The organism is Thermosynechococcus sp. PKX82 (assembly GCF_031583255.1).
Taxonomy (GTDB): Bacteria; Cyanobacteriota; Cyanobacteriia; order Thermosynechococcales; family Thermosynechococcaceae; genus Thermosynechococcus.
In genome coordinates this window covers 1,606,660-1,625,600 of sequence record NZ_CP134169.1, presented here as the reverse complement: position 1 = coordinate 1,625,600, position 18,941 = coordinate 1,606,660, and the positions used below count along the sequence as shown (strand labels likewise).

Sequence of the window (18,941 nt, the reverse complement as noted above, 5' to 3'; positions counted from 1 at the left end):
TGGTATGTCCCCAAGGGTATTGATTTTGGGCTTAGGTCATTGGGGACAAACACTGGCATACCTATTTGAGCAACAGGGCTGCAGGGTCTCCTGCTGGGGGCGATCGCAGGGGGCACTCTCGGCTGCTCTTTTCCAAGAGATTCACTTATTGGTTTCGGCTCTCCCCATCAAAGCTGTGCGGGAAGTCGCTGCCCAAGTGGCCGCCCTCAAGCCCCCCCTAGACACCATCCTTGTCAGTGCCACCAAGGGTTTAGAAGCAGAAACCTTTGCCACAGCAGCGGATATTTGGCAAACCTACTGCCCGCATCACGATCTCGTCGTTCTTTCTGGCCCCAACTTGGCCGGTGAAATTCAACAGGGACTACCGGCAGCGGCAGTGGTGGGGGGAAAGCCAGCAGCCACCAAGCCAGTGCAAGACTGTTTGGGCAGTACCACCTTTCGCCTCTATAGCAATGAGGATCGGCGGGGTGTGGAAATGGGGGGCATCTTCAAAAATGTGATTGCGATCGCCTGTGGCGTCAATGATGGTCTGGGTCTTGGCGTCAATGCCCGCTCTGCCCTGATTACCCGAGGACTGGTGGAAATGGTGCGGGTGGGTACCCACTGGGGCGGACAAGTGGAAACTTTCTACGGCCTTTCAGGGTTAGGGGATCTCCTCGCCACCTGTACCAGCGCCCTGAGTCGCAACTATCAAGTGGGGTGGCATCTTGCCCAGGGTCAATCCCTCTCCCAAGCCCTAGCGCTGACCAAGGGGACGGCTGAAGGGGTGAACACTGCTCGCGTGCTCTGCACCTATGCCCAGCAGCACCAGTTAGATATCCCGATTACGGCGATGGTGAATGCCGTTCTTAGTGGCCATCTCACTCCCCAAGCTGCCCTCAACTGTCTTTTGGAGCGTCCCTTCAAGCCGGAGATTATTCCTGGTCAGTAGCTTCAGTCCTTGGCTGTGAACTTGCCCAAGGTGCCGGCAGCGCCGCAGGAGCCGTTTCACTGACGGGAATGGCCACAGGGGGACGGTCAAGACTGAGCATCAAACCAACTGCCGTTGGCTCAATCGGTAGAGGAGATACCGCTGGCTCAATGCCGGCAGGACTGGTGATAGCCACAGGCAGACTGGAGAAGGGATTGGGAATTAGACCCGTCAGCATTGCCACGAAGGATGCCGCTAGGGTTGCTCCTGCACTCCCTAAGACCCAAATACGACGGGGGCGATGGGCCTTAGCAATCACTTCAGCGGCCAAACGATCCGCTGGACAGGGGGTCAAGGGTACGGGCAGTTCTTGCATCTGTTGCTTGAGGGTCAGGAGTCGCTGATAGAGGCGTTGGCCTTCGGGGTCAGTGGCCAGCCATGCTTCCACCTGTTGCCGTTCTGCAGCCGTCACTTCACCATCGAGGTAGGCGCTCAGGAGTTCAAAGGTATCGCGTTTGCAGTGATCCAGTTCGTCCATCATAGGGGTCTGTCCTTGCAGGAAAAGGGTAGGGGTGATTCGCATCAGGTTGAAGGGAGATCGAGGTGGGGTTGGAGTTCTAGTTGGAGTCGCTGTCGGGCACGGGCGATTCGCGATTTCACGGTTCCGAGGGAAACCCCAGTGATTTGGGCAATTTCTTCGTAGGAGAGGCCTTCAATTTCCCGCAGAACAATCGTTGTCCGAAAGGTTGCCGGTAGGTTGGCGATCGCCCGCCGTAATTGATCATAGAATTCATCCGTACGCAACCGGTCATCGGGACTGGCATCACTGGCGGCAAGTTCCCAGCTCATTTCACCCTCTTGGGTTTTCAGGGGTGCATCCAGCGACAGGGGCGGTTGATGGCGTTTGCGTTTGCGCAACTCATCGTAAAACAAGTTGGTGGCAATGCGGCTGAGCCAACCCCGAAATTTGCTGGCGTCTTGGAGTTTGTGAATGTTGCGATAGACCCGAATCCAGACTTCTTGCACAAGGTCGGCGCGATCGTCCCAGTCGGGCGCGAGGTGATAGATAATTCGCTCCACATGGGATTGGTATCGCCGCAACAATTCAGTAAAGGCAGCACGATCTGGGGTTCTGCCGGCTTGACAGCGGACAACCAACTCTTGGGGTGTAAGTTTTGTCAGCGGCAGCGTCACCCGAGCACTGGTCTCCTCAACACGCGTCCAAGCAAGGGGAAGACTGGATGTCATGGATACAATCGACCTCAGACCAATCGCTTTTCATGACGCCCTTGCCCCCATGATGTTCCCTGATCCGTTATAGCTTGCCAAGGACATTGCCATGCATCCTGTTTTGGCTGCGAGTCTGTTAATGTTTCCTTAACGTTGGTGAATTTAGATTAAACTTTTTATTGTAGCGGCGATCGTTCTTTGGACGCGCTACGCAAATACTCAACGCGCGGCTCAATGTAACCCCTTATCACCGCCCCTCACCACCATGCTCTGGATCCGCATTGCCAGTGGACTTGTCGCGATCGCTCTCGCGCTGCTGATGACCTTTCTAGGCGGTTGGTATTTTTGTCTGGGCATTGGGGCACTGATTTATCTGGGTCAACTGGAATACTTTGAGCTAGCCCGTGCCAAAGGGAGTGCGCCGGCGGCTAAAACCACCCTCGTGGTGAGTCAAGTGCTCCTGATCACCTCACTGCTGCGTCCAGACCTTGCGGATGCTGTCTTTCCCGTCGCAGGTACCTTCATTTGCTTCTACTTGCTATTTCAACCCAAGCTGGCCTCGATCGCCGACATTTCCACTTCAATCATGGGGCTATTTTACGGCGGCTATTTGCCAAGCTATTGGGTGCGCTTGCGGGGATTGGAGCAACAGGCAACATTACCTTTGGGAGGATTTTGGCCAGAGCAGTTTCAACTCACCGCTTTGCCCTTGGGGTTGCAGGTAACCCTCTTGGCCTTTGTCTGTATTTGGGCGGCAGATATTGGTGCCTATGCTGTTGGTAAGCTCTTTGGCCGGACACGGCTTTCCCACATCAGTCCCAAGAAAACCGTAGAAGGGGCAGTGTTTGGCGTTTTAGGGAGTTTAGGCGTCGCCCTTTGGGGAGCACATTCCCTCGGCTGGCCACTCCCTTGGCTTTTGGGTGCAATGTTTGGCCTCATGATTGGCATTGCCAGTCTATTGGGGGACTTAACGGAGTCAATGATGAAACGGGATGCCGGCGTCAAAGATTCTGGCCAGTTGATTCCCGGGCATGGCGGCATTTTGGATCGCGCCGATAGCTATGTTTTTACGGCACCCCTTGTGTTTTACTTTGTGACGTTACTATTGCCCTTGTGTCAATGAGTTTCTTGCCATTCAATCTACCAAAATTCGCCGCAGTGCTCCGTCTATACCGCAAAGCGGTTAGGTAGTGGTGAGGCGGCGGGCGACCATAGGGAGCAGTCACTCAATCTCAGCTTGTTGCTGGATATATTGAGCTAGCACCGAACATCGGGTGCGACTGATAGCTATAGTCCACTCATGATCACCCTGACGTACGAGTACAAACTAAAACTAACCCAGCAGCAGGCTAAGCAGATCGACTACGATCTAGACGTGTGTCGCCAAGTTTGAAATGATGCGCTGAGGGAGCGCAAAGACTGGATTGCTTCGCGCAAATGTCCAGTCAATGCCTGCTCTGTGCCTAGCGAGTACATCATCCCAGCGGATGCCCCCTACCCCAGCTTCAACGTGCAGTGCCAAGGATTAACCCAAGCAAAGCAGACCAACCCTGATTTAGCGTCGGTTAACGCCCAAGCATTGCAGCAAGTCTTGAAGCGGGTGGTTGGCCTCGATGTTGACCTGGAATACTTTCTCTCCACCTCGGACGGACTTCAACTAGCATGGCCTAGGTTTTTCGTAGAGATGCTGTGAACGGGGAATCTCCTGCTATACGCCTAGCCTTAGCGGGATGAGCGTCAATGAGAACGGGGCTCAGCCTGTCCAGAGGTACTTGATCGTCGGCCTAAAGATCAGGAAAGACAACCCGCACATCGGGATGGACTAAATGGTGCTGCTTGACCACTAGACCCTTGGCAAGGGCAGGGGAGAGTTCGAGGGCGCGATCGCCATGATCGGCGAGGCAAAGAATATAGGGCAAGGTGCTATTCGTCAGGGCTTGGGTGGCTGTCCAAGGCACAGCTCCCGGCATATTCGGCACGCCATAGTGAACCACACCAAAGGCGGTATAGGTGGGGTTGGAATGGGTCGTGGGTCGCAGCGTTTCCACACAGCCCCCTTGATCCACGGCCACATCAATGATCACAGCGCCGGGGCGCATCGTTTGCACAAGGGACTTGGGCACCAAACAGGGAGGACGCTGACCCGGCACAAGGACAGCACCAATCACTAAGTCGGCTTGGGGCAATAGCTCAGCAATGAGGTGAGAACTGCTGTAGAGGTACTCCACCCGGGCGCCAAAGAGGGTTTCTAGGTACTTGAGACGCTCGACATTAATATCGAGAATGCTCACCTGTGCCCCCAAACCCACAGCCATCCGCGCCGCCTCTGTGCCGACGACACCGCCCCCTAAAATGACAACCCGCCCCGGCCGCACCCCCGGAATGCCACTGAGGAGCACTCCCCGCCCCCCTTGGGTACGCTCTAGGAAGCGGGCACCAAACTGCACTGCCAAGCGACCGGCAATCATGCTCATGGGGGTTAGCAGCGGGAAGCTGCGTTGGTGATGATGCGTTTCTTCAACACTTTCATAGGCGATCGCGGTAATCCCCGATTCCAACAGAGCCACCGTCAGCTCCCGACTAGCGGCAAGGTGCAAGTAGGTAAAGAGCAGTTGGCCAGAACGCAAATAGCGATACTCCGAGGGCAAGGGTTCCTTGACTTTGACCACCAGTTGGGCATCCCACGCCGCTTGGGCCGTGGCCACAATTTGGGCCCCTGCGGCAACATAGGCCTCATCGAGAAAGCCTGAACCCACCCCCGCGCCACTTTCAATGAGAACCTCATGACCGCGCTCCCGCAGACTTTGCACCCCTGCTGGCGTCAGACCGACGCGGAATTCTTGATCCTTCATTTCTTTGGGGACACCGATACGCATGGCCAATCTATTCTCCGAGGTCTAGAAATTGATAACTACCAAAGACCTTCAACACATCTGTAGCGTCCTTAAGCGCCAGCAGACAATCAGCCACCACATCAGGGCGACCATTCACCTCTAAGTCAACAAAGAAGAGATAATCCCCCAAAGCACGTTTGCTGGGGCGCGATTCAATGCGGCTGAGGTTAATCTGGCGATCGCTAAAGAGTTGCAGCACCTTGAGCAGGGCACCGGGGGCATTGGCCTTCAGGCTAAAGGCAATGGAAGTGTGGGTATCCCCCGGCTGGGGCCAGCCGTCCCCCTGTTGGCGACTCACCACCCAAAACCGCGTGCAATTGTCGGGAATATCCTGAATTTCGGTGGCGACAATGGGTAGTTGATGGAGTTGGGCGGCTCGCACGGAGGCGATCGCCGCCACCCGATCGGATTGAGCCACGTATTGCAGCCCTTCGGCGGTGGAGGTCACCGGACATTGGCGAGCATGGGAAAGATGGGCTTGTAACCAGCGCTGGCACTGCCCGAGAGCTTGGGGATGGGAATAGACCGCTTGAATTTGGGCGAAATCTGTGGTTTGGGCAATGAAGGCATGGACAATGGGGCGGATAAAGGCGTACTGAATGTGCAGCGTATCCAGTCGCCATAGTGAATCAAGGGTAATGTTGACACTGCCCTCAACGGAATTTTCACTGGGGACTAGCGCCAAATCCAACTCGCTGGCGGCCAACGCCTCCAAACAGCCAGCGATCGTCGTCAAAGGAATCAGCGTCAGGGGTTCTCCCTGTTGCCATTGGGCGTAGCTTTGAGCGGCTTCTTCACTGTAGGTGCCCACTGGGCCAAGATAACCCAGCTTCACCATAGAGGATCTAGACAAGGGGGGCAAAGACTCAAGGACACATCCTCACAAGGGATTTGCAAAAGGGTCTAATGAATGAGTTAGACGTAAGCCGGGTTCTGTTCAAAGGGTGGTTATCTATCTGGGACACTTGTTACCAAGTGCCTCTAGCGGCTCTGGCTAGCAAAGAACTGGGGAAAAGACCAACCCTAGTTCCTTAGCGCTAGCACACCTTGCTTCCAGCCGGGGTTTACCGAGCCAACACCTCTCGATGTTGCTGGTGCGCTCTTACCGCACCGTTGCACCCTTGCCTGTGAGGTTTCCCTCCATCGGCGGTATATTTCTGTGGCACTATCCTCGCGGTCACCCGCACTGGGCGTTACCCAGCAAGCTTGGTCTTTCGGAAGCCCGGACTTTCCTCAGGAGTGAGAGACTCCCGCAACCACCGCGCTAACTCATTCAGTTTTATTGTACTAGGGGCGCTTGGGCAATACTCCCTAGACCAACGGCAGATAATACGGCGACCCATTCACTGCGGGCTAGGTTCCGTGTGGCTTCATTCCCTTGCAGCTCGGCCAAAATCGCCAAGGTTTCGTACCAAAGACCCGCATCAACTGCTGCCCCAAGGCGATCGCCCCCACTCTTGCCCTGAAGTTGCTTTGCCAAATCCGTGGCCGGCTGCACCCGCGAAATCACGCCACTGACAGAGATAAAGGCGGAGGGATCATCGGCATCAGCACCACACAGTAGGGTAAAGATCCAGCGGTAGTCTTGGCCGGGTTGGAGTTGCACATTGGGCTTCAGTGCCAGAATCCCCGGTTCAGCGGGTAGATCCACCACCATTGTTGCTAGGGGACGATGCTCAGCATCAGCAATCACCACTTCCCCCTGCGTGGCTTTGCTCTTGGGCACAAAAACAAAGAGGGTTGGTGTCGCCACAGCCGTTTGGCCAAGGTGGGTATCAGGGAGTAAGGCGGTTAAACGTTCACTGCCGCTAACACAGGCTCCACGGGTTGCCCCCCCAAAGCGACTACCGGGAACACCACGGTTCGGCAGATTCGCCCGCAGTCGCGCCACAAGACTGGAAGGCTGGCTCACCACAGGGGTCGTTCCCTGAGCAAGGCTGAGAGAACCAAGGGACAACAGAAAGAGGGTCACCGCAGGTACAAGGGCAAGGTAGGAACGCATGGCCAAACTCCTAAGAAGAATAGCTCTACCCTAGCCCTAGGGAGTTGGCCTTGGCAGTGAACTCGCTTACCGTTGGGGTGTGATTGCGATCGCTTGTTTTAGGCAGTGGCACTGGCCAACTGCCGCAAAATCTTGAGCGCCTCATCTACGTGGGCTTTGAAGTTGAGCATAGAGTCAAAAACGTAGCGCACCACACCCTCTTGATCAATGACATAGGTGACCCGCCCCGGAAAGAGACCAAAGAGCGAAGAGGCACCATACTGCTGGCGAACCTTGTTGCCGGGATCACTGAGGACGAGAAAGGGGAGTTGGTGATTTTTCTGGAAGCCCTGCTGCCGCTCCACGGGGTCGCCACTAATGCCAATCACTTCAGCGCCCAGTTCTTGGAAAACACTGTAGGCATCGCGAAAGGCACAGGCTTGAATCGTGCAGCCGGGGGTTTCTGAGGCGGGGTAAAAGTAGAGGACAACGTTCTTTTTGCCACGAAAGTCAGAGAGCTTCACCTTGCGGCCATCGGCAGCCGTGAGTTCAAAGTCAGGGGCGCGATCGCCCACTTGAATTGCTGTGGCCATACTCTCGCTAATTGCCTCCCAACCACTTTTGGCCATTCAGGCGCTGCATCACCCCAAAGACCAGTAGATCAAGCGTTACTTTACGCTCATCCCCCAAAAATGGCTCAATGGTGCTGGGGGCAATGCCACCGCTGCTACAGACAAAAGCCTTCGGCCCTTGGATATCCCCCTCTAGGAAGTAGAGGCGAAACTGATACATTCCCTTGCCCCACTCACCCATCACGGTATTCTCCTCTAGGCGCAGACTCACATCCCCCACTTTGGCGCTGAGGGCGTTCTGGAGAGCAGGCAAAAAAGCCTCATTAATAAACTCAGCAAAGGGTTTATCCTCAATGGCGGGGGGCTTTTCTTTTTTGGGGGCTTGGGTGGGCGTCTCTTCTGCCATAGCGCTGCTATAGGGTACCATTTCCTCTGCATGATAGCACTCTCCCTTGCAGGCAACGGCCATGGGGCAATTAGAATTACGACGCCCAACGATTAAGGATTTAGATAGCATCGTTCAACTGGATCAGGTGTGTCTGGGGGGCTTTTGGTCGCACCAAGGCTATGCCCGTGAGTTGGAGAATCCGCAACATACGCTGCTGGTGGTGGCCACCCTTGATGGAGTGTGGGGCTGTGGCGTGAGCTGGGGGATTGCCGATGAATTGCACCTGGTGCTGTTGATGGTGCATCCGCAGTACCGGCGGCAGGGGTTAGCAGGGTTACTCCTATGTCGGCTCTTGCAACTGGGGCATCAAGGGGGCGATCGCCAGTGGGCAACGTTGGAAGTACGCGCCAGCAATGCAGCCGCCCAACAACTCTATCAGCGCTTTGGCTTTGAACTGGTCGGACGGCGTCCCCACTACTACGAGAACCCCCCAGAGGATGCCCTGATTCTTTGGCGCAATCACCTCAATACTCCCGAAATGGGGCAGGAACTTGAGCGGCACTGGCAGCACTGGCGATCGCGGGTTGAGGCGCAAGGTTGGTCGCTCATCGATGACACCTAGAGAGCCGAGGGGTGACATATTGCGCTTTGTTACGGCGCTTTCCCCGACCCTTGGGCTGGCGAACGATAATGAAAGGGACACGTTTGGGAGACTTGTCCCATGAACTTGCTGGAACAGTTGCGACAAATGACAGTTGTGGTCGCCGATACGGGAGACATCCTCGCCATCGAAAAATTCACCCCCCGTGATGCCACCACCAATCCCTCGTTGATTACGGCTGCTGCCCAAATGAAGGAGTACCAGCCCATTGTGGATGAAACCCTGCGCAAAGCCAAAGCTGATTTGGGGTCTGGTGCTACTCCCCGTGAGATTGTCTCCCTTGCTGTGGATCGCTTGGCGGTGGCCTTTGGCTTGAAAATTTTGCAAATTATCCCCGGTCGGGTCTCAACGGAAGTAGATGCGCGGCTCTCCTACGATACAGAAGCTACAGTGCAAAAGGCGCGGGAGTTGATTGGCCAATACGAAGCCGCAGGCGTGGGGCGCGATCGCGTGCTGATTAAAATTGCCTCGACCTGGGAAGGCATCCGCGCTGCCGAAATTCTCGAAAAAGAGGGCATTCACTGTAATTTAACCCTGCTGTTTGGCTTCCATCAGGCGATCGCCTGTGCTGAGGCGGGTGTGACATTGATTTCCCCCTTTGTTGGGCGCATTCTCGACTGGTACAAGAAAAAAACAGGTCGTGCCGAGTATCCAGGGCCTGAGGATCCAGGGGTGATTTCCGTCACCAAAATCTACAACTACTACAAGAAATTCGGCTACCCCACGGAAGTGATGGGCGCCAGCTTCCGCAACATTGGCGAAATTATTGAACTGGCGGGTTGTGATCTGCTGACGATTTCACCGGCACTGCTACAGGAGCTACAAAACACCAATGGCGAGCTAAAACGCAAACTGGATCCGGCGATCGCTGCCACCCTTGACATTGAAAAAGTCGCTATGGATGAAGCCACCTTCCGCAAGATGCACGCGGCTGATGAGATGGCCAGTGAAAAACTGGATGAGGGCATTAAGGGCTTCACCAAGGCACTGGAGACCCTTGAGGATCTCTTGACGCAGCGACTGACCCGCCTTGAAGGGGCGGAAACCCTCACCCATGCAGCAGAAGAACTCTTCCATGTCTATGACCTCGATGGCGATGGCATTATTACCCGCGAAGAGTGGCTGGGAACGGATGCAGTGTTTGATGCCCTCGATGCCAACCACGATGGTAAGGTGACCCCGGAGGACATGGGAGCAGGCTTGGGGGTGGTGCTGCACTTGGCCAAGGCCAAATAACAAAGACCAACTTGGCAGTCTTGCATCAGCATCCTCTGTGCGTCACAGTGGAAGAAGCGTTCATAGCTGATGCACCAACGATGTCTGATACTTCTCCCTCCTTTCAGCAATTTCTCAGGGATTGTGAGCAATTGGGGCTACTGCGCCTTGTGGTTACAAACGAAACTGCCGTTCTGGAGGTGCGATCGCCCCTCACCAAGGTTTTCTATGCTGAACTGCCCAAGGGGCGCTATGCCAATATGCACACGGAGGACTTTGAGTTTCACTTGAATATGGATCAGGTGGCCAAAATTCGCTTTGAGGAAGGGCAAGCCAAGCGGGGCAACTTTCCTACCTACGCCATTCGCTTTCTCGATGCCAATGAGAAATCCGTCCTCAGTGCCTTTTTGCAGTGGGGTAAGCCCGGTGAATACGCCGCAGGTCAAGTGGCAGCTTGGCACACCCTGCGGGAACGCTACGGTACAGAGTGGCAACCCGTGGTGGCCGCCCTTGAGGCAAAAGCGTCCAGCGCAACCCATGGATAGGGATCTATGAGAGTCGTTGTAACCGGTGCTACTGGATTTGTCGGGCAGCAGGTCGTCAGCGCCCTCAGCGATCGCGGCGATCACGTGGTTGCCTTAGTACGCTCCCCGGCGAAAGCCGCCAAACAATTCGCTGGCATGACCCATGTTGAATGGGTGGGCTATACCCCCAAAGCCGCTGGGGACTGGTTTGCTGCCCTTGAGGGGGCGGATGCAGTAATTAACTTGGCAGGAGAACCCCTTGCCAATGGTCGCTGGACAGCGCAGCGCAAACAGGAGATCTACGATAGCCGGGTTGTCGGCACACAGCAGTTGGTGCGGGCGATCGCCCAATGTCAACAGCGCCCGCGGGTATTGGTCTCGACCTCTGCCATTGGCTACTACGGCACTAGCGATACAGAAACGTTTGTCGAAACCCATGCAGCGGGAAATGATTTTCTGGCCAAGGTCTGTGTGGACTGGGAAGCGGCTGCCCAAGAGGTAACGGATTTAGGGGTGCGGTTCGTAATTCTGCGTTTTGGCATTGTCCTCGGCGAGCAGGGGGCACTGGCCAAGCTCCTATTGCCCTTTCAGTTATATCTAGGGGGGCCCCTTGGGTCGGGTCAGCAGTGGTTTTCGTGGATCCATCAGCAGGACTTAGTGCGCCTGATTCTGGCCGCAGTGGATCAAGCGGGAATGCAGGGGGTTTACAATGCCACCGCCCCAGAGCCACTGACGATGGCGGACTTTTGCCGGGTATTAGGAGAGGTGATGCAGCGCCCCTCTTGGTTGCCTGTGCCTGCCCCAGTTCTCCAATTGCTGCTGGGGGAAGGTGCCGATGTGGTGCTCAAGGGGCAGCGGGTCTTGCCGGAGCGGACGCTGGCTACGGGATTTCAATTTGACTACCCCAACGCCAAGGCAGCTCTCACCAACCTCCTCAAACCACGATATACTGATGGTTCCCGCTAGTTTGGTGCAAGATGGTGGAATTGACCCCCGCAGCCATTCAAGAGTTGGAACGTCTCCAAGCCCATGGCGTCAGTCGAGGTCGGGCCGCGATTCTACGGATTCAGGTGCAACCTAGTGCCTGCGGTGACTGGCGCTACGATCTTGCCCTTGTGACCGAACCCGAGCCGACGGATGTGCTCACCCAGTCCCAAGGCTGGACAATCGCGATCGCGGCGGAAGCGGCTGAGATGTTGCGGGGGTTGCGGGTGGATTACATCGAAGACTTAATGGGGGGCGCTTTTCGCTTCCACAATCCCAATGCCAGTCAAACCTGTGGCTGTGGCATGGCCTTTCGGGTGAGCGGATCGTAGGTTTCAGAAATCACTATGGGCAATACGTTTGGGCATCTCTTTCGCGTCACCACCTTTGGTGAATCCCACGGGGGCGGTGTAGGGGTGGTTGTGGATGGCTGCCCTCCCCGATTGGAACTGTCAGAAGCGGATATTCAAAAGGAACTGGATCGCCGCCGCCCCGGCCAAAGTCGGCTCACGACCCCTCGCCAAGAGAGCGATCGCTGTGAAATTCTCTCCGGTGTCTTTGAGGGCAAAACCCTCGGCACGCCCATTGCGATTCTGGTGCGCAACAAGGACACTCGCCCCGAAGATTATGCCGAAATGGCACGGGTCTATCGTCCCTCCCATGCAGATGCTACCTATGACGGCAAATACGGGATTCGCAACTGGCAAGGGGGGGGCCGTGCCTCGGCACGGGAAACCATTGGGCGTGTGGCCGCGGGGGCGATCGCCCGCAAAATTCTGGCTCAAGTCGCGGGTACCGAAATCATTGCCTACGTCAAGCGGGTCAAGGACATTGAAGCCGTTGTTGATCCTGATACCGTGGCAGCGGCTGCCGTTGAGGCGAATATCATGCGCTGTCCCGATGCCACCACCGCAGAAAAGATGATTGCCCTTGTGGATGAGGTGCGGCGGCAGGCCAACTCCATTGGCGGTGTCATTGAGTGCGTGGTTCGCAATGTGCCTGTCGGCCTAGGCTCCCCCGTCTTTGACAAACTAGAAGCAGATCTTGCCAAGGGGGTGATGTCGCTGCCCGCCAGTAAGGGCTTTGAAATTGGTTCTGGCTTTGCCGGTACCCTGCTCACGGGTCAAGAGCACAATGACGAGTTTTATACCGATGAACAGGGAAGAATTCGCACCCGCACCAATCGCTCTGGGGGGGTTCAGGGGGGCATCTCCAATGGCGAAAACATTATTTTGCGGGTAGCTTTTAAGCCCACCGCCACCATTGGTCAAGCCCAGAAAACCGTGAACCAAGCGGGTGAAGAAACCATGCTAGCGGCAAAAGGGCGGCATGATCCCTGTGTGTTACCGCGAGCGGTGCCGATGGTCGAGGCAATGGTAGCTCTCGTTCTCTGTGACCATCTGCTCCGGGATCATGCCCAGTGTCATCTGCTGTTTTAGCGACTGCGATTGAGGGCAATCAGTAACCGCAGGATAAAGATAAACAGGTTGATGTAGGTCAGGTACATCGAAAGGGCAGCAGAGAGGTACTGATCATCGCGGTAGGTACGGGGCAGCACAAAGAAGTCCACCACCGCAGCCCCCACAAAGAGCACGACACCAATGCCAGAAATCGCAATTTCCAGAAACGTGGGTGTAAAGACACCAAAGAAGCTGAAGACTAACTGGAGAACGAGCACCACCAGCAGGGCAATAATCCCCAGTTGTACCGTTTTGGCAAGGGCAAAACCATCACGTTCCGACAGATTGGAACCAATGGGACTAGCGGCCATAAAGGTAATGCCACAGCCACCAGCGGCAATGATGATCCCCATAATGCCCACGGTGCTGAGGGCAAGGGCAATCAATCCAGAGAGCGTATAACCCGACAGCAAACTGTAGGTGGCCAACAGGGGTAGGGCTAGCCCATTATTCCCTTTGCGAGCGGCTCCCTGTGCCACAAAAAAGAGGACAAGTTCAGCAATAATGGCAACAATGAATGTGGGCATGAACAGTTGAGGTGCGGCGCTGATGACGCCGAGGCCACCCCAGCTACCCACCGCCGTCAGGACGAGGCCACCACCGACAAAGGGCAGGGCATTGCGAATCACATTAGGCCCTACAATCGCGCTACTACGCGCCTCGCGAATCGCCTCTTGAAAATTACTGGTACTACTCACGGGAATCCTCCAAGGGTGGTGAATAGACAACACAGCCAGATGGCATAGTTCTATTGTGCCAAAATTCCCAAGGGCACCTAGCTGGCAACAACCACGGAGACCTCTGGTGGCGGGGCGGTTATCTCTAATGGCGGATAGAATTGGGTCAAGACACTCAAGGATAGATGCTCCACCGTTGGGTAGTATCCCAGCCATCGACTGGCTAACTGGGCAAATTGTTCGGGTATCCCACTGACATAAAAGTGCACTTGGCCTTGGGGGCAAGGAGTCGCTAAATTCATGGCCTCTAGTTTGCGCACTGTTGCACGGGCAACGGCATGGGCAGGATCAAGGTGATGAACCGTTGCGGGCAAATACTGCTCAATCACAGGGCGCAGGTGGGGGTAATGGGTGCAACCATAAATGAGGGTATCGGGGTCAAATTGAACTAGGGGGTTTAGGGTCTGACAAACAATGCGGTGGACGCGATCGCCCTCTAGGCAATTGCTTTCCACAAGGGGGACAAACTCAGGGCAAGCCACTTGAGCGATCGCCACTGTGGGTGAGAGTTCCTGAAGTGCCCGTGCATAGGCACCGCTTTTAACCGTTGCGGGGGTAGCAATGACACCAATGCGCTTTCCCAGCGTGACCGCCATCTTGGCAGCGGGGACAATCAAGCCAAGGATCGGAAAGGGAAACTCACTGCGAACCTGTGCCAAGGCAAGGGCTGAACTGGTGTTGCAGGCCATCACCGCCATCTTGACGCCTTGGGAATGCATCCACGTCAAAATCTCCCGCACATATTGCAGGATTTCACTGCGGCGGCGAGTTCCATAGGGCAACCGTGCTGTATCCCCAAAGTAGAGAAACGATTCTTGGGGTAAAAGGCGTTGGAGTGCCTGTAAAACCGTTAAGCCCCCCACCCCACTGTCAAACACGCCAATCGCTCCCAGAGGATTTAGCCCTAGGGATGTCTTGTGCCAGTTGTCCACTCGAACCTCGACCTCACACCAACAAAAATGACATTGCCCCGTTCAGCAAGAGGGCAACCACAGCCAATCTACTGCCCTTTTTACGGAGATGGGACACGCTCAAAACCGCGAGATCTCCTTGATGGACTCTAGGTCATAGAAAAGGGCTGTAGTGCCACTCTAGCAGGTTTTGCTAAGAAGCGAATGATTGACGCTAAGACTGAACATCGGGTGCTATACATTGAATCACAGAGCACCCGTGGCTGTAGGGTTGGTCACCCCCTGTGGGGAAGTTATGGTGTGAGGATAGGAAAAACAATGCTCAGTCAGGAACAGCTCACCAGTTCCCAGGAGTGTGAGCGCGCGTGGATTGAAATTGATTTGGCGGCCTTGGCAGCGAATACCCAACATCTTCGCCAATGGCTGGCACCAACAACGGAACTTTTAGCCGTGGTGAAAGCAGATGCCTATGGTCATGGCGCCCTCACGGTGGCACAGACGGTTTTAGCCCACGGCGCCACATGGTTAGGGGTGGCAACAATCCCCGAAGGGATTGCCCTACGGCAGGCGGGGATTACAGCGCCAATTTTGGTCTTGGGATCCGTCAATTTGCCCGTGCAGGTGCAGATGATGGCCGAGTGGCAGCTTCAGCCCACCCTCTCTACACCCAAGCAAGCCTTGATTTTCTCTGACTACGCTGATCACCGGCGGGAACCTCTTGATGTCCATTTGATGATTGATACAGGCATGTCCCGCTTGGGCTGTCCGTGGCAGAATGCAGTCGAATTTGTGCAGTTTGTGCAGCGGTTACCCCACCTGCGCATCCAAGGAATCTATTCTCACTTTGCCAGTGCCGATGACACCGATCCCAGTTTGATGTGGCAGCAGCAGGCCTATTTTGAACAGGTGTGGGAACAGATTTCAGCCCTAGGTTTAGGGGCTGTGCGCCGTCACATGGCCAATTCAGCAGCCACCTTGGCCAACCGCAGTAGTCACTATGACATGGTGCGCGTTGGTTTGAGTCTCTACGGCGTGTATCCGGCGCCCCATTTACGGGGGGTGGTGCCGCTGCGACCAGTGATGCAAGTGCGATCGCGCATTACCCTGTTGAAGGAGATTCCCGCCCATACGGGCATTAGCTATGGCCACCAATTCATTGCCCCCAAGCCGATGAAAATTGCCGTTGTGGGCATTGGCTACGCTGATGGGGTGCCCCGCCTTCTTTCCAACAAGCTCGAAGTCTTGGTTCAGGGAAAGCGCGTTCGCCAAGTGGGGGCCATTACGATGGATCAACTGATGATTGATGTCAGTGACATTGATGGCCTTCAGGAGGGGGATGTGGTGACCCTTCTTGGCGAAGATGGCGGGGACTGCCTAACCGTAGAAACTTGGGCGGACACCCTAGGCACAATTACTTGGGAAATTCTCTGTGGCTTCAAGAACCGCTTGCCGCGTATTCCCGTGTCCTAAAATTTCGCTACTCTCCTTCAGAGCCGTGGGCTGCCATGAACTCCCGCGCCCCCGGAAAGGTCTGGGATTCACCCGCAATCACTTTTTTGATGCCAAACTGCACTACAGCACCCGCACAGAGATAGCAGGGCATTAGGGTTGAGTACAGCACCGTATCTTCATAGCGACCGATGCGACCCGCATTGGCCAGACAGTCAATCTCCGCATGCAGAATCGGACTGCCCCGCTGCACCCGTTGGTTGTGGCCGCGACCAATGATTTGGCCATTGCGCACCAAGACCGAGCCAATCGGAATGCCACCTTCTCTGAGTCCTTGTTCTGCCTCGGCGATCGCCGCCGCCGCCATAAATTCATCCATGATTGTCCGCCTGAGCAAATGTTCATTCCTAGTAAACGTCTTTTTCTGAACGGGTGTCTAGTCTTGGTATGATGCAAGCCAGAATCTGGTGGTGTCAGTGTCCATGATCAAGTTTTTGGTAACGGGTGGGGGTGGTTTTATTGGCGCCAACTTTGTGCGCTTAGCCCTTACGGAAGGCTGGGGGGCGGTACTCAACCTCGATAAAGTGACCTATGCCTGTCACCCCGGCACCTTGGCCATGCTCGAGCAATTGCCCAATTATCAATTTGTCAAGGGGGATGTGGGCGATCGCCCCCTTGTGCAAGAGCTATTGCAAACCTTTCAGCCCGATGCCGTGATTCACTTTGCTGCCGAAAGCCATGTCGATCGCTCCATTAATAGTCCCCAAGACTTTATCCAAACCAATGTTGTGGGCACCGCCAATCTCCTAGAGGAGGTCAAAACCTACTGGCAGCAGTTACCCACTGGAGCACAGGAGCAGTTCCGCTTCATTCATATTTCCACCGATGAAGTCTATGGCAGCCTTGGCTCTGAGGATCCGCCCTTTCGCGAAGACAGCCCCTATGCCCCCAACAGCCCCTATGCCGCCTCAAAGGCTGCCTCAGATCACTTGGTGCGAGCTTACCACCACACCTACGGTCTGCCCACCCTGACAACGAATTGCTCCAACAACTATGGTCCCTACCAGTTTCCCGAAAAGCTGATTCCGCTGGTGATCTGCCAAGCCCTAGCGGGGCAACCGCTGCCGATATATGGCGATGGTCAAAATGTGCGGGATTGGCTCTACGTTGAAGATCACTGCCGTGCGGTCTATACCGTTTGGCAAAAGGGTCAGGTGGGGGAAACCTACAACATTGGTGGCAACTGCGAAAAGCCGAACCTTGAGGTCGTGCAAACCCTCTGCGATCTGCTGCAAACCCTTGTGCCTCGCGCTGATTTGAATTACTGCAGCTTGATTACCTTTGTGAGCGATCGCCCCGGTCACGATCGCCGCTACGCCATTGACGCCCGTAAAATTCAGCGGGAACTGGGGTGGCAGCCCCAAGAAACGTTTGGCAGTGGCCTCGAAAAAACCGTGCAGTGGTATCTTGCCCATCAAGACTGGGTGGAAGCAGCGCGCACCGCCGACTACAGTGCTTGGCTGGCAACCCACTATGGCAGCGTTCTTAGTCATTGCCCATGAAAGGAATTATTTTGGCTGGTGGCTCTGGAACCCGCCTCTATCCCCTGACACAGGTGCTCAGTAAACAACTGATGCCCATTTATGACAAGCCAATGATTTACTATCCCCTCTCAATTCTGATGCTGGCGGGGATTCGGGAGATCCTCATTATTTCTACCCCAGAGCACCTCTATCTTTTTGAAAAGCTTCTAGGGGATGGTCATCAGTGGGGCTTGTCCCTCAGCTATTGTGTGCAGCCTCAGCCCAATGGTCTCGCGGAAGCTTTTATCCTAGGGCGGGAGTTTTTACAAGGAGAACCCGTCTGCCTCACCCTTGGGGATAATCTACTCTACGGCCATGATTTACCCCAAAAATTGCAACAGGGGGCGCAATTGACGGAAGGGGCAATGATTTTTGGCTATCGGGTGGCCAATCCGCAGCAGTACGGTGTGATTGAGTTTGATGCCAGCGGTCGCGTCCTCGGCATTGAGGAAAAGCCAGTGGTGCCCAAGTCCAACTATGCGGTGCCCGGCATCTATTTCTATGACCATCAAGTGTGCGATCTGGCAGCCCAGCTTCAACCATCGGCGCGGGGGGAACTGGAAATCACCGATCTCAACCGCCTCTACCTTGAAAAGGGACAACTGCGGGTGGAATTGCTGGGACGCGGCTATGCGTGGCTGGATACGGGTACCCATGATCTGCTGCAACAGGCCAGCAGCTTTATTCGCACACTGGAGGAACGGCAGGGGGTGAAAATTGCCTGCTTAGAGGAAATTGCTCTGCATCAGGGCTACATTACCCCAGAGCAACTTTATGAACTCGCCCAACCCCTGCGCAAAAGTAGCTACGGTCAATATCTCTTGCAGGTGTGGGCAGAAGTCACTGGAGGCATTCATGCTTAAGGTACAACCGCTGGCGATCGCTGACGTTCTGCTCTTGGAACCCCGTGTCTTTCGCGATCAGCGGGGCTTTTTCCTAGAAAGCTTTAATCAGCGGGCTTTTATGGCCGCTACAGGCTTAGAGGTGACCTTTGTCCAAGACAATCACTCTGCCTCACAACAGGGCGTGCTACGGGGATTACACTACCAGCACCAACAGCCCCAGGGCAAACTCATTCGCGTGATCGAGGGGGAAATTTTCGATGTCGCAGTCGATTTGCGGCGCTCTTCGCCCACCTGTGGCCAATGGGTGGGGACTTGGCTGAGTGCGCAGACCTTCCGGCAACTGTGGATTCCCCCTGGCTTTGCCCATGGTTTCTGGGTGCAATCAGCCACTGCCCAAGTGCTCTACAAAACAACGGACTACTACAATCCGGGGGATGAATATACGCTGCTGTGGAATGATCCAACCGTCGGCATTCAATGGCCGATCGACAGCGAACCCCTCCTTTCTGCCAAGGATCAGCAGGGCAAGTCGTTTAACGAACTTCCCCTATTTGCTTGAGATAAAAAATCCCTCCCCAATTGGAGAGGGACACTCAG

Annotated in this window: 21 protein-coding genes, 1 other RNA gene and 1 pseudogene; 12 read left to right on the top strand and 11 right to left on the bottom strand. The window is 55.3% G+C overall.

Annotated features, from left to right (window positions below):
• Positions 1-4 precede the first annotated feature (4 nt).
• Positions 5-931, top strand: a complete 927-nt coding sequence (locus tag RHH53_RS08045; protein ID WP_206199714.1) for an NAD(P)H-dependent glycerol-3-phosphate dehydrogenase — start codon at positions 5-7, stop codon at positions 929-931.
• On the opposite strand, the gene RHH53_RS08040 is transcribed toward RHH53_RS08045, so the two are convergent.
• Entirely contained in the window at positions 915-1,451 is a 537-nt protein-coding gene (locus RHH53_RS08040) for an anti-sigma factor (RefSeq protein WP_225901533.1), read from the bottom strand. The genes RHH53_RS08045 and RHH53_RS08040 overlap by 17 nt on opposite strands.
• A gap of 41 nt (positions 1,452-1,492) precedes the next feature.
• Positions 1,493-2,158 (bottom strand): sigma-70 family RNA polymerase sigma factor, encoded by a 666-nt coding sequence (locus RHH53_RS08035; protein ID WP_206199712.1) that lies wholly within the window; start codon positions 2,156-2,158, stop codon positions 1,493-1,495.
• Positions 2,159-2,405: 247 nt separating this feature from the next.
• Here RHH53_RS08035 and RHH53_RS08030 point away from each other — a divergent pair, with 247 nt between their 5' ends.
• Entirely contained in the window at positions 2,406-3,263 is an 858-nt protein-coding gene (locus tag RHH53_RS08030; RefSeq protein ID WP_149821646.1) for a phosphatidate cytidylyltransferase, read from the top strand.
• Between the two features lie 661 nt (positions 3,264-3,924).
• Here the strand turns inward: RHH53_RS08030 and ald are convergent.
• The 6 genes from ald to RHH53_RS08000 all read right to left on the bottom strand — a co-directional run bounded on the left by ald (position 3,925) and on the right by RHH53_RS08000 (position 7,993).
• On the bottom strand, positions 3,925-5,016 hold the full coding sequence (gene ald, locus RHH53_RS08025) for an alanine dehydrogenase (RefSeq protein ID WP_206199711.1): 1,092 nt from the start codon (positions 5,014-5,016) through the stop codon (positions 3,925-3,927).
• Between the two features lie 7 nt (positions 5,017-5,023).
• Positions 5,024-5,872 (bottom strand): prephenate dehydratase, encoded by an 849-nt coding sequence (pheA, locus tag RHH53_RS08020; RefSeq protein ID WP_310743645.1) that lies wholly within the window; start codon positions 5,870-5,872, stop codon positions 5,024-5,026.
• A gap of 69 nt (positions 5,873-5,941) precedes the next feature.
• Positions 5,942-6,306, bottom strand: an RNA gene (rnpB, locus tag RHH53_RS08015) — RNase P RNA component class A.
• 7 nt (positions 6,307-6,313) lie between these two features.
• Positions 6,314-7,036 (bottom strand): DUF928 domain-containing protein, encoded by a 723-nt coding sequence (locus RHH53_RS08010; protein ID WP_310743644.1) that lies wholly within the window; start codon positions 7,034-7,036, stop codon positions 6,314-6,316.
• A 98-nt stretch (positions 7,037-7,134) separates the two neighbouring features.
• Entirely contained in the window at positions 7,135-7,644 is a 510-nt protein-coding gene (locus tag RHH53_RS08005) for a peroxiredoxin (protein ID WP_225901532.1), read from the bottom strand.
• Positions 7,616-7,993 carry a DUF2996 domain-containing protein gene (locus RHH53_RS08000; RefSeq protein WP_310445776.1) on the bottom strand — a complete coding sequence of 126 codons (378 nt, stop codon included), beginning with the start codon at positions 7,991-7,993 and terminating at the stop codon, positions 7,616-7,618. Before RHH53_RS08000 ends, RHH53_RS08005 begins: the two co-directional genes overlap by 29 nt.
• 61 nt (positions 7,994-8,054) lie before the next feature.
• On the opposite strand from RHH53_RS08000, the gene rimI reads away from it, so the two are divergent.
• From rimI to aroC, 6 genes are all read left to right on the top strand, one after another.
• Positions 8,055-8,597 (top strand): ribosomal protein S18-alanine N-acetyltransferase, encoded by a 543-nt coding sequence (rimI, locus tag RHH53_RS07995; protein WP_310742865.1) that lies wholly within the window; start codon positions 8,055-8,057, stop codon positions 8,595-8,597.
• Between the two features lie 99 nt (positions 8,598-8,696).
• Positions 8,697-9,872, top strand: a complete 1,176-nt coding sequence (locus tag RHH53_RS07990; RefSeq protein ID WP_302677997.1) for a transaldolase — start codon at positions 8,697-8,699, stop codon at positions 9,870-9,872.
• Positions 9,873-9,952: 80 nt separating this feature from the next.
• A complete protein-coding gene (locus RHH53_RS07985; protein WP_302677996.1) occupies positions 9,953-10,396 on the top strand; it encodes a ChuX/HutX family heme-like substrate-binding protein in 444 nt (147 codons plus the stop codon).
• A 6-nt stretch (positions 10,397-10,402) separates the two neighbouring features.
• Complete coding sequence (locus RHH53_RS07980; RefSeq protein WP_310742864.1) at positions 10,403-11,341, top strand: TIGR01777 family oxidoreductase; 939 nt, start codon at positions 10,403-10,405, stop codon at positions 11,339-11,341.
• Positions 11,342-11,352: 11 nt separating this feature from the next.
• Complete coding sequence (locus tag RHH53_RS07975) at positions 11,353-11,691, top strand: iron-sulfur cluster assembly accessory protein (RefSeq protein WP_302676218.1); 339 nt, start codon at positions 11,353-11,355, stop codon at positions 11,689-11,691.
• A 15-nt stretch (positions 11,692-11,706) separates the two neighbouring features.
• On the top strand, positions 11,707-12,798 hold the full coding sequence (gene aroC, locus RHH53_RS07970; protein WP_206199703.1) for a chorismate synthase: 1,092 nt from the start codon (positions 11,707-11,709) through the stop codon (positions 12,796-12,798).
• Here the strand turns inward: aroC and RHH53_RS07965 are convergent.
• Together RHH53_RS07965 and murI are read right to left on the bottom strand one after the other, a co-directional pair.
• The gene (locus RHH53_RS07965) at positions 12,795-13,517 is read right to left on the bottom strand and encodes a Bax inhibitor-1 family protein (RefSeq protein ID WP_206199702.1); all 723 of its coding nucleotides are present in this window, start codon (positions 13,515-13,517) and stop codon (positions 12,795-12,797) included. The genes aroC and RHH53_RS07965 overlap by 4 nt on opposite strands.
• A gap of 77 nt (positions 13,518-13,594) precedes the next feature.
• Positions 13,595-14,488: a glutamate racemase gene (gene murI, locus RHH53_RS07960; protein ID WP_310743643.1), complete on the bottom strand. Its 894-nt coding sequence runs from the start codon at positions 14,486-14,488 to the stop codon at positions 13,595-13,597.
• Between the two features lie 297 nt (positions 14,489-14,785).
• Here murI and alr point away from each other — a divergent pair, with 297 nt between their 5' ends.
• Positions 14,786-15,937, top strand: coding sequence for an alanine racemase (alr, locus tag RHH53_RS07955; protein WP_206199700.1), 1,152 nt, complete (start codon positions 14,786-14,788; stop codon positions 15,935-15,937).
• Positions 15,938-15,953: 16 nt separating this feature from the next.
• On the opposite strand, the pseudogene RHH53_RS07950 reads toward alr, so the two are convergent.
• A pseudogene (locus RHH53_RS07950) lies at positions 15,954-16,295 on the bottom strand (nucleoside deaminase); the annotation flags it as partial.
• A 103-nt stretch (positions 16,296-16,398) separates the two neighbouring features.
• On the opposite strand from RHH53_RS07950, the gene rfbB reads away from it, so the two are divergent.
• Genes rfbB through rfbC form a run of 3 tightly spaced genes read left to right on the top strand, consistent with a single transcriptional unit; the run spans position 16,399 to position 18,903 of the window.
• Positions 16,399-17,478 (top strand): dTDP-glucose 4,6-dehydratase, encoded by a 1,080-nt coding sequence (rfbB, locus tag RHH53_RS07945; RefSeq protein ID WP_310743641.1) that lies wholly within the window; start codon positions 16,399-16,401, stop codon positions 17,476-17,478.
• Positions 17,475-18,362 (top strand): glucose-1-phosphate thymidylyltransferase RfbA, encoded by an 888-nt coding sequence (gene rfbA / locus RHH53_RS07940; protein WP_310743640.1) that lies wholly within the window; start codon positions 17,475-17,477, stop codon positions 18,360-18,362. The genes rfbB and rfbA overlap by 4 nt, the downstream gene beginning before the upstream one ends.
• Complete coding sequence (rfbC, locus tag RHH53_RS07935; protein ID WP_206199696.1) at positions 18,355-18,903, top strand: dTDP-4-dehydrorhamnose 3,5-epimerase; 549 nt, start codon at positions 18,355-18,357, stop codon at positions 18,901-18,903. Before rfbA ends, rfbC begins: the two co-directional genes overlap by 8 nt.
• Positions 18,904-18,941: the final 38 nt, after the last annotated feature.

What these genes read in the sequence shown, in the direction of transcription:
- RHH53_RS08045 (WP_206199714.1), top strand. Translation starts at nt 5, where the DNA reads ATGTCCCCAAGGGTATTGATTTTGGGCTTAGGTCATTGGGGACAAACA.
- RHH53_RS08040 (WP_225901533.1), bottom strand. Translation starts at nt 1,451, where the DNA reads ATGATGGACGAACTGGATCACTGCAAACGCGATACCTTTGAACTCCTG.
- RHH53_RS08035 (WP_206199712.1), bottom strand. Translation starts at nt 2,158, where the DNA reads ATGACATCCAGTCTTCCCCTTGCTTGGACGCGTGTTGAGGAGACCAGT.
- RHH53_RS08030 (WP_149821646.1), top strand. Translation starts at nt 2,406, where the DNA reads ATGCTCTGGATCCGCATTGCCAGTGGACTTGTCGCGATCGCTCTCGCG.
- ald (WP_206199711.1), bottom strand. Translation starts at nt 5,016, where the DNA reads ATGCGTATCGGTGTCCCCAAAGAAATGAAGGATCAAGAATTCCGCGTC.
- pheA (WP_310743645.1), bottom strand. Translation starts at nt 5,872, where the DNA reads ATGGTGAAGCTGGGTTATCTTGGCCCAGTGGGCACCTACAGTGAAGAA.
- RHH53_RS08010 (WP_310743644.1), bottom strand. Translation starts at nt 7,036, where the DNA reads ATGCGTTCCTACCTTGCCCTTGTACCTGCGGTGACCCTCTTTCTGTTG.
- RHH53_RS08005 (WP_225901532.1), bottom strand. Translation starts at nt 7,644, where the DNA reads ATGGCCAAAAGTGGTTGGGAGGCAATTAGCGAGAGTATGGCCACAGCA.
- RHH53_RS08000 (WP_310445776.1), bottom strand. Translation starts at nt 7,993, where the DNA reads ATGGCAGAAGAGACGCCCACCCAAGCCCCCAAAAAAGAAAAGCCCCCC.
- rimI (WP_310742865.1), top strand. Translation starts at nt 8,055, where the DNA reads ATGGGGCAATTAGAATTACGACGCCCAACGATTAAGGATTTAGATAGC.
- RHH53_RS07990 (WP_302677997.1), top strand. Translation starts at nt 8,697, where the DNA reads ATGAACTTGCTGGAACAGTTGCGACAAATGACAGTTGTGGTCGCCGAT.
- RHH53_RS07985 (WP_302677996.1), top strand. Translation starts at nt 9,953, where the DNA reads ATGTCTGATACTTCTCCCTCCTTTCAGCAATTTCTCAGGGATTGTGAG.
- RHH53_RS07980 (WP_310742864.1), top strand. Translation starts at nt 10,403, where the DNA reads ATGAGAGTCGTTGTAACCGGTGCTACTGGATTTGTCGGGCAGCAGGTC.
- RHH53_RS07975 (WP_302676218.1), top strand. Translation starts at nt 11,353, where the DNA reads ATGGTGGAATTGACCCCCGCAGCCATTCAAGAGTTGGAACGTCTCCAA.
- aroC (WP_206199703.1), top strand. Translation starts at nt 11,707, where the DNA reads ATGGGCAATACGTTTGGGCATCTCTTTCGCGTCACCACCTTTGGTGAA.
- alr (WP_206199700.1), top strand. Translation starts at nt 14,786, where the DNA reads ATGCTCAGTCAGGAACAGCTCACCAGTTCCCAGGAGTGTGAGCGCGCG.
- rfbB (WP_310743641.1), top strand. Translation starts at nt 16,399, where the DNA reads ATGATCAAGTTTTTGGTAACGGGTGGGGGTGGTTTTATTGGCGCCAAC.
- rfbA (WP_310743640.1), top strand. Translation starts at nt 17,475, where the DNA reads ATGAAAGGAATTATTTTGGCTGGTGGCTCTGGAACCCGCCTCTATCCC.
- rfbC (WP_206199696.1), top strand. Translation starts at nt 18,355, where the DNA reads ATGCTTAAGGTACAACCGCTGGCGATCGCTGACGTTCTGCTCTTGGAA.